Raw genomic sequence first — 13,886 nt, forward strand, 5'->3', positions numbered from 1 at the left:
CCAGGAAAGAAGGTGTAGATGATGGCAGTCACGATTAAAGATGTTGCGAAACAGGCAAATGTTGCTCCATCGACCGTGTCTCGCGTGTTGTCAGACAGTCCGAGAATCAGCGAGAAAACGAAGAAAAAGGTTCGGAAAGTCATGGAGGAAATGGGCTATTATATCAACCACAATGCTCGCGTGCTTGTGCAAAAATCGACCCAAACGATTGGGATTGTGATGAAAAATTCAACCAGTGCCTCTCTACATGACCCATTCTTTCCAGAAGTTTTACGAGGAATCAGTGCACTCTGCCATCAGCAGAGTTTTAATATTAGCATCACAACTGGTGAGTCAGAGGAAGCGATTTTTAATGATGTTGTGAAGATGGTCCAAGGAAAACGAGTGGACGGCCTAATCGTCTCTTATTCGAAAAAGGATGACAAAGTCGTGCCGTTTTTAGTGAAAAGTGGGATCCCGTTTGTAGTTGTTGGAAAGCCGATTGGCAAAGCAAACGAGATCATGAGTGTCGATAATGACAATGTTCAAGCGGCCAAAGAGGCGACGGAATATTTAATCCGGCTTGGTCATACGAAAATTGGGTTTATTAGTGAACAACCGAAATATGAAGTGTCAGCCGCGCGTCTCCAAGGGTATACGGATGCCATGCGCATGAATAACCTAGATATTGATGCGGATTTTATCAAGCATTTGGATAAATCTGAACCGATGAAGCGCGTCGTGGATGAACTATTAGATGGCTCGAAGCTTCCAACGGGGTTTGTGGTCACAGATGATATTGCGGCGCTCAATTTGCTGTTATGTTTGCGTGAAAAGAACATTAAAGTCCCGGAAGAAGTTAGCATTATTAGCTTTAACAATACGATTATTGCTAAGCTGGCAACGCCACCATTAACCTCAATTGACACCCAAATCTATCAGTTAGGGTATGAATCGGCGAAATGCTTGATCGAGGAGATTAAGAATCCTTTGATGTTTAAAAAGAGTGTCATCATCCCGACGTTTATTGAAGAGCGAGGCTCATGTCAATCCTTGTTAGACAAGTAAAAATAGTTGCGATGGCGGGAGCGCCAATGCAATTTTTTTTGGAATAATGTGCAAACGATTTCGCTTTAATTGCACTTGTTTGGCACGGTGGTAGGGGTTTGACAGCCTCTAAGGGGCTCCCGAAAAACTCCCCTTGTTGCGAAGTGTCTGAGGCATAATCAACACATTAATGTAACTACTAAATATGTTTTATAGAATCACAGTAGTTCAGCGCCATTTTTTCGAAAGGGAGGAATCATCATGAAAAACATCGTAGGCGGGTTGTATGCAGCGAGTGAATGGATTATGAGATTTTCGGTCACCAACTTGCTGTGGCTACTCGTGAATCTCCCAATCGTCTTTGGCGTTGTGAATTTGCTTAAGGCTGAAGAACCAAGTCATTTTATTCTGTTTCTAATCCCAACAGTTGTGCTCGCTCCGGTAATATTTTTCCCGGCAACAGCTGCATTGTTTGCGAGTGCAAGGGATTGGCTACTAGATCAAGATGGAGGTTCACTGGTTGCGTCTTATTTAAAATACTTCAAGGAAAACTATAAAAAAAGCGTTCTCGGTGGGAGCATCCTCACCTTGTTATGGGCGATTCTAGTAGCCGATTACTATTATTTAAGAGAGCAAAGTCCAATTCTTGGTATGGTTTTCATTGTTTTTGGACTGATTTTATATGTGTATACTGTCAACTTTTTCTCCGTTAATGCACATTATGATTTAAAACTGCGCGATGTCATGAAGAAAGCGATGCTCATTACAGTCGGCAGTCCAATTCTATTATTGGCGGTATCCATTAGTGGGATTATCCTGTTATACGCAAGCATCAACGGCCCATTGTTCCTGTTCATTTTCTTCACAGGAGCACTAACAGCCTTTTTATCCTTTTCAGCATTTTATCGCTTGTACTTAAACATAACCAACAAAAATCAAAGTGACAAATAGATGGAGAATGGAAGAAAAATGGATGGTGCCAGGCACCATCCAGGATTTAGGAGGGAACAACTTGAAGAAAATTTGGTGGAAAGAAGCGGTGGCTTATCAGATCTATCCGCGCAGCTTTATGGATTATAATGGCGATGGAATTGGGGATATCCAAGGGGTCATTTCGAAGCTTGATTATTTAAAGGATCTCGGTATTGATGTCATTTGGATTTGTCCGATCTATTCTTCTCCTAATGATGATAACGGTTACGATATTAGTAACTATCAAGGAATTATGGAAGAGTTTGGGACGATGGAAGATTTTGACCAGCTGTTAGATGAAGTCCATAACCGTGGCATGAAGTTGATTATGGATTTGGTCATTAATCACACTTCCGATGAACATCCTTGGTTTATTGAATCTCGCTCTTCAAAAGAGAACCCGTACCGCGATTACTATATCTGGCATCCTGGCAAAGATGGCAAGGAACCAAATAACTGGGAATCAATCTTTAGCGGTCCGGCTTGGGAATATGATGAGGAAACGAAAGAATATTATATGCACATTTTCTCCCAGAAGCAGCCTGATTTAAATTGGGAAAATCCAAAGGTTCGTCGTGAGCTTTACGATATGGTGAACTGGTGGTTGGATAAAGGAATCGATGGCTTCCGTGTCGATGCGATCTCTCATATTAAAAAAATTCCTGGTTTCCCAGATCTACCGAACCCGGATAAGAAAAAGTATGTCCCGTCGATGAAAGGGCATATGAATCGCGATGGCATTCAAGTGTTCCTTGAGGAATTAAAACAAGAAACGTTTGCTAACTACGACATTATGACCGTTGGGGAAGCGAATGGGGTTAGTGTCGGTCAAGCAGATGAATGGGTTGGCGAGGAAAACGGCAAGTTCAATATGATCTTCCAATTTGAACATTTGGACCTTTGGGGCAAAAGCACGTCAGGCAGTCTTGATATCCATGCCCTGAAAAAAACATTAACTAAGTGGCAAACAGGATTAGACGGTCGCGGCTGGAATGCGTTATTCCTTGAAAACCATGACCAACCACGCTCAGTGTCTACTTGGGGAAATGACGGAGAGTTGCGCGAGAAGTCTGCAAAGGGCCTAGCAACGATGTATTTCTTAATGCAGGGAACACCGTTTATTTATCAAGGCCAAGAACTTGGCATGACCAACGTTCAGTTCGATTCCATCGAAGACTATAATGACGTTAAAGATAGGAACTTCTATCGAACCGAGCTTGAAGACGGCAAATCACACGAAGAAATCATGGAGATTATTTGGAAGAACAGCCGCGATAACTCAAGAACGCCAATGCAATGGAACACTACGGAGAATGCCGGGTTCACGACAGGAACTCCTTGGTTAAAAGTAAATCCAAATTACACAGAGATTAACGTCGAAGAATCGTTGCAAGATCCGAACTCCATCTTGCATTTTTATAAAAAATTGATTGAACTTCGCAAAGAAAATGAGACGCTCATCTATGGTAGCTACGATCTTATTCTAGAAGACCATGAGCAAACCTACGCGTACACAAGAACGTTCGAAGGGGAAACCTTCGTCGTTATGGCCAATCTGTTTGCAGAAGCAGCCGAATTTACATTGCCAGAGAAATTCCAAACAAAGCAAGCAGAACTATGCTTAAGCAATTACCCAGAAAGCACAAACCGAACGCTTCGCCCTTACGAAGCAAGAGTTTACCGATTATAAAGCATGGGGACGGTTCTCCTGCTTCCTATTAGGAAGCAGAAGAACCGTCCCTTTGTCTATCTTAGAAAAAATGGTCTACATACCTGGAAGGCTTGGTGGTGTTACGATTGGTGGTTCTCCGCCTAATACTTTTAAGAATGCAACTAAGTCAGCTTTTTCATCATCTGTTAAATTCAACTCGAAAATAAATGAACTTTTATTAGGATTATCTTCTCCACCATGGTTATAGTAGTCAACGACTTCCTCGAGCGTTTCGAATCGGCCATCGTGCATGTATGGTGCGGTATGAGTAATTCCATATAATCCAGCCGTGCGGAACGCTCCCTCATCTGAAGCTTCTCCAGTAATCGCCATACGGCCTTCATCTCCACTTAAACCAATGTTATGAAATTTATTATCGCTTAAGTTCTCACCTTGGTGACAGGAAATGCAACTTGCCTTGCCCTGGAACAAGTCCAAGCCACGAATTTCTTGAGCGGACAATGCATCATTATCGCCCTCTAGGAAACGATCAAAAGCAGTATCTTGTACAACAATTGTACGTTCAAATGCGGCAATGGCCTTGGCGACATTGTCTAAGGTAATTGGTCCGCCAAATGCCTCTCGGAATAATTCCTCATAGCCTTCGATGGCAGCTAGCTTTTCGACAAGTTCATCTAAGGGTTGATTCATTTCCACTGCGGACTCAATCGGACCTAATGCTTGTTCTTCTAAGGAAGCAGCACGTCCATCCCAGAAGTTGGATGTATAATAGCCAGAATTGATGACGGTCGGCGAGTTTCTTGGCCCTTCAAATCCCTCATGGCCAACAAATTTCGCACGATTATCTCCATATCCAGCGCCTGGAATATGGCAGGTGGCACAGCTTTGTTTGTTATCTCCGGAAAGTCGATGGTCAAAGAATAGAGTCTTACCCAATTCGATTGCATCATCTGTCATTGGATTATCTTCTGGAACAGGAACATCTCCGATTGGAACAAGTAAGCTACTCACGGTGATATCTGGTTTCTCTTCTTGTTCAGGAGCCTTTGCTTCTTCTGTGTTTGAGCAAGCAACTAACCCAACAGCCAATAAAAGTAGAGAAAAGATTTTAAGCTTTAACGATTTCAATATTTCCACCCCTTTTAACTAAAGTATTTAGAATAGTAAGTCGGTGTTGTTAATTATTATTATAATTTAATAGTAATTAAAAATGAGACGCGAAATGTGAGCATTATTTGACGAAACACAGGGACGGTTCTCCTGCTTCCTAAGGAAGCAGGAGAACCGTCCCTGTGTTTGCCCTAATTATTTTCAGCCATCCGCCCAAGCGGGCCGTTTTCATCAATGATCTCTTTCAAATCATAAACAGAGATTGGGAACATTGGGAATCCGAACACATATGGCGTGAGATCGTACAGTTGATAGTAAATCACAAGTGTTTTATCAGCAATATAAAAATCCTGATCTGGTTGAATGGTGGTGAACTCGTTTAGTAGAGGGATGTCGCGTTGTTCGATCTGGGACTGGATAAGAGATGAGATTTTTCCGATATAGTCACTTCCAGGCTTAAACAAATCGTCTAATTGAAGTTTCTTTCCTGTCTTTAAGTCGAATGTTAACGAGTTGATATAGGTCATTCCGTGGGCAGCTTGGTGATGGTAGGTATAATTAGAGAATGAGAAACTCAATACATCACGTTGGTTATTCTTAATTTCATAGGACGCTAGCATTTCAACGACAGTTGACGGCGACTCGCCGACTTGTTGGTTGATGAGCTGTTGCGTATGGTAGATGATCCACTGATTGATGAATTTTTCGAGACGATGATTAGGCATCTTTATGACTTTAGGATAATAGATTTTTTGATCAGGTCCGGTGCCCACTTCCACGGTTTTCAAACGAACTGGTAATGAAATAGCCACTTCAAGTCCCCCTTTGTTTACCCATAGTATTCATGAAGGGGTTATCTTTGTTCACGTCATGGCCGGGTTTACTTGCTCCTTGTCCCTCTATTAGGAAGCAGAAGAAGAACCGTCCCTAAAATTCACAAAATTTTCCGATTGATGTGTTTTGTTTCTTCTTAGAGGGCTTATAGTAGAGAGGTAAAGTGAAACGAATGTCGAGAGGGGCGGTAATGATGATGAAATTAGATGGGAAAGTAGCTGTTGTAACGGGCGCAGCGTCTGGTATGGGGAAAGCAATTGCTGAATTGTATGCAAAAGAAGGTGCGAAGGTTGTAGTCGCTGACCTAAACATAGAGGGTGCTGAGAGTGTAGCGAGTGGGATTGTCACAAGTGGCGGAACCGCAATCGCTTTGAAAGTAAATGTAGGAGAACTAGCAGATATAGATGGCATGATTGACACAGCCGTTAGTGAATATGGCACCTTAGATATTCTCGTCAATAACGCTGGCATCATGGACAATTTTGAGCCAGCTGAAGCGATTGACGAGGCAAGATGGGATTTAATCTTTGATGTGAATACAAAAAGTGTCATGCGTTCAACAAGGAAAGCACTGCCAATCTTTTTAGCGAAAGAAAAAGGTGTGATTATCAATGTTGCCTCAACTGGTGGAATGAACGGGGCTCATGCTGGTGCAACCTATGTGGCATCCAAGCATGCCGTCATTGGGTTTACGAAAAACACTGGGTTCATGTATGCTCAAAAAGGCATCCGTTGCAACGCGATTGCTCCAGGAGCAGTTGAAACCAATATTAGCTCGTCGATGACAGCGCCAAACCAATTTGGAATTAGCCGAGCAGGGCTGACACATGCTGCAGTGCCACGTACAGGTAAACCAGAAGAAATCGCACAGGTTGCCCTATTTTTAGCATCGGATGACGCCAGCTTTGTGAATGGGGCAGTTTTAACCGCTGATGCTGGTTGGACGGCTGCTTTTTAAAAAAATAAATATGTAAAACTCCGCTAGATTTAACGTTTAGCGGGGTCTTTTCGTTTGTTGAGATTGGATTAGCTATTTTTTCTATAAAAATAGTACAAAGACCGTCTATCAGGGATTCATGAAGATCTCTGTTAGGTGGTCTTTTTGTATTATGCATCGATTCTGGTAAGTTATTGATTGATTTTTGGTAGATATGCATTCATTATTAAAAGTTATTGATCGATTATCCAAAGTTATTGAAAAAATGGTGACTAAAGTGTGACAACAGCAAAGCATGGGGACGGTTCTTCTGCTTCCAAGAGGAAGCAGAAGAACCGTCCCCATGTTACATTCAAGTTACAATCATTAAAAATCGATGGGAATGGCCGGAAAATCCTTAACGGCAGCGAATAGACTAATATAATAGATTTTATACATAGAAAAAGTAGTGGGGCAATTGAATTGTAGAATTGAAAATTGGGAGGAATTAGTATGTTAGGATTTGATATCGATATAGATCAATTTGCGAAGATTAAAGTGATTGGCGTAGGTGGCGGTGGAAATAATGCCGTTAACCGGATGATTGAGGATGGCGTCCAAGGAGTGGAGTTTATTGCCGTTAATACGGATGCACAAGCTCTGAATCTCTCAAAGGCAGAGACAACAATGCAAATTGGTGAATCCCTGACTCGCGGTCTAGGCGCTGGGGCCAATCCGGAAATTGGCCGAAGAGCGGTCGAAGAAAGTAAACAGCAGCTTCAGGAAATTTTACAAGGAGCCGATATGGTGTTCGTCACCGCGGGAATGGGTGGGGGCACTGGTACGGGGGCAGCTCCTGCGATTGCCAAAATCGCTTGCGACCTTGGAGCCCTAACGATTGGGGTCGTTACTCGCCCGTTTACCTTCGAAGGTCGGAAGCGTGCGGCCAATGCGGCAGCAGGAATCGAGGAGATGAAAAAAGCTGTTAACACTTTAATCATCATTCCAAACGAGCGCTTACTAGAAATCGTCGATCGAAAAACGCCAATGCTTGAAGCATTTCGCGAAGCCGATAATGTCCTGAGGCAGGGTGTGCAAGGGATTTCGGATTTAATTGCCGTCCCAGGATTAATCAACTTGGACTTCGCCGACGTTAAAACCATTATGTCCAACAAAGGAACAGCCTTAATGGGGATTGGTGTTGCCTCGGGTGAGGACCGCGCCGTTGAAGCAGCCAAGAAAGCGATATCGAGTCCACTCCTGGAGACGTCTATTGATGGAGCCAAAGGGGTGCTGATGAATATTACGGGTGGTACGAATTTAAGTTTATACGAGGTCCAAGAGGCAGCTGATATCGTCGCTTCGGCCACTGACCAGCAACTCAACATGATCTTCGGCTCGGTGATTAATGAAAATTTAACAAAGGAAATCATGGTTACAGTGATTGCAACGGGATTTTCTCACGATGAGACCCCATCATTAAAAGGAACCCAACAGCCCCGTGAACAGCAAGCTCAGGTAGACCAACGGGAAACCGTCCCATATGAAGAACCGATCGAGCACGAAGAAATCAGAACAAACCGCCGACCAACGCAACAGCACCAGCACCAACAGCAACCAGTCGACTATAACGGACATTCCCAGTATTCGGAAGAAGATTCACTAGATGTACCGGCCTTCTTGCGCAAGCGAGGCAGAAGGCGCTAAGTTTTATAGAAAGGGTTTCCTTATCATTTAAGGGAGCCTTTTTTAAATCTTACGAATGTATTATTTTACCTTAGAGTATCTTCAGGTGTAACGTGGTTTCATCTTATTGTTCTATGGGTATTTATAAAGGTAAAAGGCTAACTATGGGTGAAAACTCTCTTAATGTTGATATAGAGTTCGACCAAACCAATTCGTCATAATCGAACTAAACACTCCCCACGCGAACGCCATTAAAAGCGATTATATTCTCAAAATTCCAACAATCATGGTATGATGAAAGAAGAAAACGTACTTTAGTTTGAGGGGGAACTGGGATGGACAAGCAAGAGTTTATGGCACATGTGGAGAATGCGTACGATACGTATGAAGCAAAACCAGAGAATATATTTATGTTCAAATTGCTCGATTTTGAATTTGACTATGATGATGAGGCGAAGATGTGCACGATTTCGTGTCCGGTGACAGACATTATGTATAATCCAGCGGGTATTGTTCATGGTGGAATTTTTACTTTTATTGCGGATACAGCGATGGGGCATTTGAACTTCCGTCATAAGGACGCACCTTATGTTTCATTAGAGTTGAAAACCAGCTTTTTTCAAGCAACGACTACTGGGAAACTAATCGCAACGGCGCGCTATTTAAAAGAGGGATATAAGGTATGCTTTATGGAAGCTGAAGTGAAGAATGAGCAGGGCGACTTGTTGTGCCAAACTTCAGGGACGTTTTATCGCTTTGATAAAAATAAGAAAAAATAAACATGCACCACCCCATTGAGAATGACTTCAATGGGCGGTGCAGTAACTGTTACAAGAAATCTTTGTCAGATAGAATTGTCGCGTTGAAAAGGTCGATAAATCCACTTTTGATAATGATGTCCCGTAAAGACAATGACGAAATAAAAGAAGGGAAGCAGCAAGTAGTTGTCCACTTTTAACCTGCGTTGTTTGATTAAGAAATAATCTAGGGACCACATGAAAAGAAATGATTTCAATTTTGACAAAAAATCTCCGCTTTTTAACCACCATGCGACTAGTAACGAATCCAGCAAATTAACTAGTGGTGCGACTTTGAAATGTTTTTTCCATGGTCGGCCCCACGCTTTTCCGTAGCGAATTTTCCCTGAAATAGTCAAAAGAAAATTCAGGTTCGACCACGTGACTTGAATCATTTGGAATAGGGAAATGAAGCGTACATAAGGATTGTTCTTTTGAAGCTTTTCAGACCATAAATCATTAGCGATGAATGAAATGAAAATCATGACAAAGGTATACCTTGTTTTCCACCAATGATTTTTAAAAATCCCGAAATATAGAAATAACTTTTCGACAACGGAAAAGTAAATGCTGAAAAATAACTTCACTTTCCAGCCAAGCTGAAATGCAGTAATAAACAAGGCAGTGGTTGGCACGTAGAAGAACTGCGACCATACGGAGCCAAATACATGGTCCAGACTGCGAACTTTAAAAAACTTAGGCTTATAAACATAACCCTTTAAGAGGGCAAAGACGACATACTCAAACAAATAAGCAAAACCCGTATATGATAAAAACAAGACAAGTAGTTGCTTGCGATCCTTCTTTTTATAAAAGGTAAAACCCATCATAGCGAAGTGAACGATCCCTAACACAATATAAGGATATTTCTTCAATTTTCGCCTGGAAATCAAAGACACCACCTCAACCTGCATTTTTATTAGCTATTTGTTTATTTGGTAAGGATTATTCGGATAAGCTTACTTTTAATAAAGGTGATGGTTGAAATATAGCCCGGTACTTCGCCTCAGAGGGAGTGGGGAAGCTACTATATTTATGTGAATATTTAGCGCTAGTTCGGGCGATATTTGGTAACACTAACTACACTGAAAAACACTCGAAGGGACAGAAAAGGATGTCAAAACTAGATTTATCAAATTTTGAAAAAAAGCTTGAGGTTCGAAATTTACAAATGGAGGATATTGACCAGCTGTTAGAAATGCAGAAGGTCTGTTTCCCGAATATGGATCCGTGGACGCGCGAGCAATTGGTTAGTCATTTAACAATTTTCCCTGAGGGGCAGTTTTGTGTCGAGTTTGATGGCAAGCTGATTGGCAGTTGCTCGAGTTTGATTATTAATTTTGATGAGTACGACGACAAACATACATGGGACGATATTACCGATGAAGGCTACATAACAAACCATAATCCGGAGGGCTTTAACCTCTACGGGATTGAGGTAATGGTTGACCCGAACTATCGCGGCATGAAAATTGGCAAGCGGCTTTATGAAGCTCGAAAGGAATTGGCGCGCGAATTCAATTTAAAAAGCATTATTATCGGCGGTCGCATCCCGAATTACCATAAATATAAAGATGAATATTCGCCCCGTGAGTATGTAGAAGAGGTCGGGAATCAAAACATCTTTGACCCAGTGCTGACGTTCCAAATTATGAATGGGTTTAACCTGATGCGAATCAATCCAGGATATTTGCCAGATGACCAGCAGTCGATGCAATATGCGACGCTGATGGAATGGAACAATATCGACTATCAACCGAAGTCGAAGCGTCATTTTAAAACCGCTTACCCTGTTCGAATTACCGTTATTCAATATATGATGAAAACGATTAGCTCGTTTGAGGAATTTGCGAAGCAGGTTGAGTATTATGTTGATGTGGCCTATGATTTCGATAGTGACTTTGCGGTGTTCCCCGAAATTTTCACGACGCAGCTAATGTCGTTTTTAGAGGAGAAGGTTCCTTCAAAATCGGTGCGGAAGCTTGCCGAGTACACGGAGGATTATATTGAGCTATTTACGAAATTGGCCGTACGCTACAATGTGAACATCATTGGTGGATCCCACTTTGTTGAAGAGGATGACCATATTTACAATATTGCCTACTTGTTCCGCCGTGACGGTACGATTGAGAAGCAATATAAAATTCATGTTACGCCGAACGAACGAAAATGGTGGGGCATTCAGCCGGGAGATTCGGTGCGCGTATTTGACACCGACTGCGGAAAAATTGCGATTCAGATTTGCTACGATATCCAGTTCCCTGAACTGACAAGGTATGCGGTTGATCAAGGGGCAAACATTATATTTGTGCCATTCTGTACCGACGATCGCCAAGGTTACTTGCGCGTGCGTTATTGCGCCCAGGCCCGTGCGGTTGAAAATCAAGTATACACGGTGATTGCTGGAACGGTGGGGAACTTGACGCAAGTTGAAAACATGGATATTCAATATGCCCAATCAGGCATTTTCACTCCGTCTGATTTTGAGTTTGCCCGCGATGGAATTGTTGGCGAATGCCATCCGAATATTGAAACCGTCGTCGTTGGCGACGTCGATTTAGAAATTTTAAGAAGACAAAGACGCTCCGGAACGGTAAGGCAGTTGCGCGACCGCCGGAAGGATTTGTTTGAAGTGACTTATCGTAAGTAAAGATGGTGAATGGGAAGGTTTATCACGCAAATTAAGGTTTGCGGGTAAGTCTTCTTTTTTTTGCGGAAAAAAAGCTCTAATTTGTGCGATAAACTATCGTTTTCACGGGGTGATGGATGACTTTGAGTTGTAATAATCACTTTTTTATTAGAAAAAGGCTAAAATCTACCAAGTTGAACACGTCAACACAAGTTTTCAATCAGCGCCAGATTCGTTATGCATCGATTCTTGCGAGTTATTGATTGTTAATTTAAGAATATGCATCGATTATCGAAAGTTATGGATCGATTCTCCAGAGTTATTGAAAAAATGGAGACTATACTGTGTCCAAAGGTGATTTTTGTTACAGATAAAGCTCTGCCAACGGATAAAGCCAAAGCTATTTAGCTACAAAAAAAGAGCCCCAACTAGGACTCTTTACTGAACGATATTCTCTAAGCGGTTGAGTAAGTCTGTGACCTCATTGATTGTCGTGAATAGTTCCATATTCTCGAGCTTGTCTAACGCCAAATTCCCATTATCTAACGCTTGGTTGATTTCTCCGAGGAGGACTTCGTTTTTAGCTACGAATTCCTGATGAATGTCTTCCGCTACAGTTGGGATGTTCTGGGTGCTGATAAATTCCTCAATGTCTTGTTTTAGAGTAATCAGTTTCGTTTCTAACTCTTGTTTCGCCTCAGGATCTGTGACGGCGGCTTGCACTAATTGTGGAGCTTCATCTGCGAATGTGTTTAGCTTGGCAACATGCTCGGTTGCCGTGTTGACATAGTCAATCGAATCATTGACTTCGGTAAGCAAGGAACATCCACTTAAGAACATTAAGCCCACCACGATTAAAACCATCTTCACTTTTCCCATACCTACACACCCTTTATGTTTTTTATAAGAAATTTTATAGCTTATCTCTTACTGTTAATACGGTTTGTAGTGAATAAAGTTCCGTAAATCTCTTGCTTAAGAAGTGTCTTGACGCTGCCTTTTTAAAGATCAAGGCCCAATTTAGAGGTTGGATTGCGAGAAATGCTACTTCTCCGGTCGAAAATAAACCCTCCCTCGCTTATCGCCGGAGTAAGGGAGATTCATAGACCTTAACAATTTGCGGGCCTTTTGTATTGATGAGATATGGAGGAATTCCCGAAACTGTTTATTTTTAACGGTAGGTCCGTAGAGCAAAAATAAATCGTGAGTTGCCTGAATGTGGGCATCTCGCGAAGGGAACAGGCAGACCGAACATTTCCAATAGCCTTTTAAAGAGATCATCGGAAGGGAAGTACACTTTGGACATTGCACCCCGAATAGTATGTCTTGTTCAGTTAAATTGAATTCTTTCATTAGATTAGGATATTGTGGGGAGTGTTTTTTTATTAAAAGCTTGGACAATTTACGCAACGTTTTTGGGTCGGATAATTCCTTTTTTGAATGTTGATCTAGGTGAAAGAGATAGTTAGGAAGTTTGGTTGCTGGGAGGACTCGGTTTCGTACCTCGGGATCGGGGTTCTCCATTCTAATAATTGTCGAGGGCTTGCTGACAATCACGACATATTCGATAGGGAGAGCGGGGAAATGGTGAAGGGCTAGCCATTTGCGCAGGCATCTTTGATGATATTGTGCTTGGGCAATAGGATTAGCGTAACCGTCTTGTTGTTCACCGAGTATCCTTATGAATTGGCCTTGATCATCAAACAAGATTGTTCCAGCAAAGTTTTTCGCTTCAATAATGAGGGCAAATCTGCTGGTGAGCAAGAGAAAGTCCATCTGGAATGTGAGGTCACCAACTTTAAGGCACAAATCATGAAAAATAAAATAATGATCCTCGTCAATCGTTCTTAAAATGTACTCTACTTTCTTTTCGCCAATGAAGCCAGCGAGTCTTCGGGCGCGTTCTCCACTAATTTCTTCATATTTAGGGGAGGTTTTCACTAATCGGCTGTGTAAGGCATTTAATGCTTGAAGCCTAATCGGTGGTTGAAGTGGTTTTATAAACAAAACAATCCTCCTTTCTTATTTCATGAAAGGATTCTGCAATGCTGAATGAAATCCTGCTCGATTTAGCGTAGAGTTTGACTGTTTTTTGACGAAAATAGAGATCTATTATAAAAGTTGAGGGTAGTTATAAGCAATTTGCTATATTTGTGAGGTACGGAATGACACTTGGGAGGAGATATGCATTGATTCCGATGAGTTATAGATTGATTCTTGGAAGTTATGCATCGATTTTCGGAA

General features: G+C 41.9%; 12 protein-coding genes. 7 read left to right on the forward strand and 5 right to left on the reverse strand.

Features of this window, described 5'->3' with window-relative positions:
- The first annotated feature begins 21 nt into the window (after window positions 1-21).
- From BMX30_RS16265 to BMX30_RS16275, 3 genes are all read left to right on the forward strand, one after another.
- The gene (locus tag BMX30_RS16265; RefSeq protein WP_090748077.1) at window positions 22-1,047 is read left to right on the forward strand and encodes a LacI family DNA-binding transcriptional regulator; all 1,026 of its coding nucleotides are present in this window, start codon (window positions 22-24) and stop codon (window positions 1,045-1,047) included.
- A gap of 240 nt (window positions 1,048-1,287) precedes the next feature.
- Window positions 1,288-1,977 carry a YesL family protein gene (locus BMX30_RS16270; RefSeq protein WP_090748080.1) on the forward strand — a complete coding sequence of 230 codons (690 nt, stop codon included), beginning with the start codon at window positions 1,288-1,290 and terminating at the stop codon, window positions 1,975-1,977.
- 61 nt (window positions 1,978-2,038) lie between these two features.
- Window positions 2,039-3,688 carry a glycoside hydrolase family 13 protein gene (locus tag BMX30_RS16275; RefSeq protein ID WP_090748275.1) on the forward strand — a complete coding sequence of 550 codons (1,650 nt, stop codon included), beginning with the start codon at window positions 2,039-2,041 and terminating at the stop codon, window positions 3,686-3,688.
- A 75-nt stretch (window positions 3,689-3,763) separates the two neighbouring features.
- Here BMX30_RS16275 and BMX30_RS16280 read toward each other — a convergent pair whose 3' ends face one another.
- Together BMX30_RS16280 and BMX30_RS16285 are read right to left on the reverse strand one after the other, a co-directional pair.
- Entirely contained in the window at window positions 3,764-4,798 is a 1,035-nt protein-coding gene (locus BMX30_RS16280; protein WP_090748083.1) for a cytochrome-c peroxidase, read from the reverse strand.
- Window positions 4,799-4,971: 173 nt separating this feature from the next.
- Window positions 4,972-5,592 (reverse strand): DUF3298 and DUF4163 domain-containing protein, encoded by a 621-nt coding sequence (locus BMX30_RS16285; protein ID WP_170843915.1) that lies wholly within the window; start codon window positions 5,590-5,592, stop codon window positions 4,972-4,974.
- A gap of 218 nt (window positions 5,593-5,810) precedes the next feature.
- On the opposite strand from BMX30_RS16285, the gene BMX30_RS16290 reads away from it, so the two are divergent.
- The 3 genes from BMX30_RS16290 to BMX30_RS16300 all read left to right on the forward strand — a co-directional run bounded on the left by BMX30_RS16290 (window position 5,811) and on the right by BMX30_RS16300 (window position 8,995).
- A complete protein-coding gene (locus BMX30_RS16290) occupies window positions 5,811-6,572 on the forward strand; it encodes an SDR family oxidoreductase (protein WP_090748281.1) in 762 nt (253 codons plus the stop codon).
- 471 nt (window positions 6,573-7,043) lie between these two features.
- Window positions 7,044-8,237, forward strand: a complete 1,194-nt coding sequence (gene ftsZ / locus BMX30_RS16295; protein WP_090748085.1) for a cell division protein FtsZ — start codon at window positions 7,044-7,046, stop codon at window positions 8,235-8,237.
- Window positions 8,238-8,551: 314 nt separating this feature from the next.
- Window positions 8,552-8,995: a PaaI family thioesterase gene (locus BMX30_RS16300; protein ID WP_090748088.1), complete on the forward strand. Its 444-nt coding sequence runs from the start codon at window positions 8,552-8,554 to the stop codon at window positions 8,993-8,995.
- Window positions 8,996-9,060: 65 nt separating this feature from the next.
- Here BMX30_RS16300 and BMX30_RS16305 read toward each other — a convergent pair whose 3' ends face one another.
- Window positions 9,061-9,906: a hypothetical protein gene (locus BMX30_RS16305; protein WP_090748091.1), complete on the reverse strand. Its 846-nt coding sequence runs from the start codon at window positions 9,904-9,906 to the stop codon at window positions 9,061-9,063.
- A gap of 221 nt (window positions 9,907-10,127) precedes the next feature.
- On the opposite strand from BMX30_RS16305, the gene BMX30_RS16310 reads away from it, so the two are divergent.
- Window positions 10,128-11,663 (forward strand): bifunctional GNAT family N-acetyltransferase/carbon-nitrogen hydrolase family protein, encoded by a 1,536-nt coding sequence (locus BMX30_RS16310; RefSeq protein WP_090748094.1) that lies wholly within the window; start codon window positions 10,128-10,130, stop codon window positions 11,661-11,663.
- A gap of 417 nt (window positions 11,664-12,080) precedes the next feature.
- Here BMX30_RS16310 and BMX30_RS16315 read toward each other — a convergent pair whose 3' ends face one another.
- Window positions 12,081-12,521, reverse strand: coding sequence for a DUF6376 family protein (locus BMX30_RS16315; RefSeq protein ID WP_090748097.1), 441 nt, complete (start codon window positions 12,519-12,521; stop codon window positions 12,081-12,083).
- A 165-nt stretch (window positions 12,522-12,686) separates the two neighbouring features.
- Window positions 12,687-13,649: a nuclease-related domain-containing protein gene (locus tag BMX30_RS16320; RefSeq protein ID WP_170843916.1), complete on the reverse strand. Its 963-nt coding sequence runs from the start codon at window positions 13,647-13,649 to the stop codon at window positions 12,687-12,689.
- Window positions 13,650-13,886 lie beyond the last annotated feature (237 nt).

The sequence above is a fragment of the Mesobacillus persicus genome (assembly GCF_900109925.1).
Lineage (GTDB): Bacteria > Bacillota > Bacilli > Bacillales > Cytobacillaceae > Mesobacillus_B > Mesobacillus_B persicus.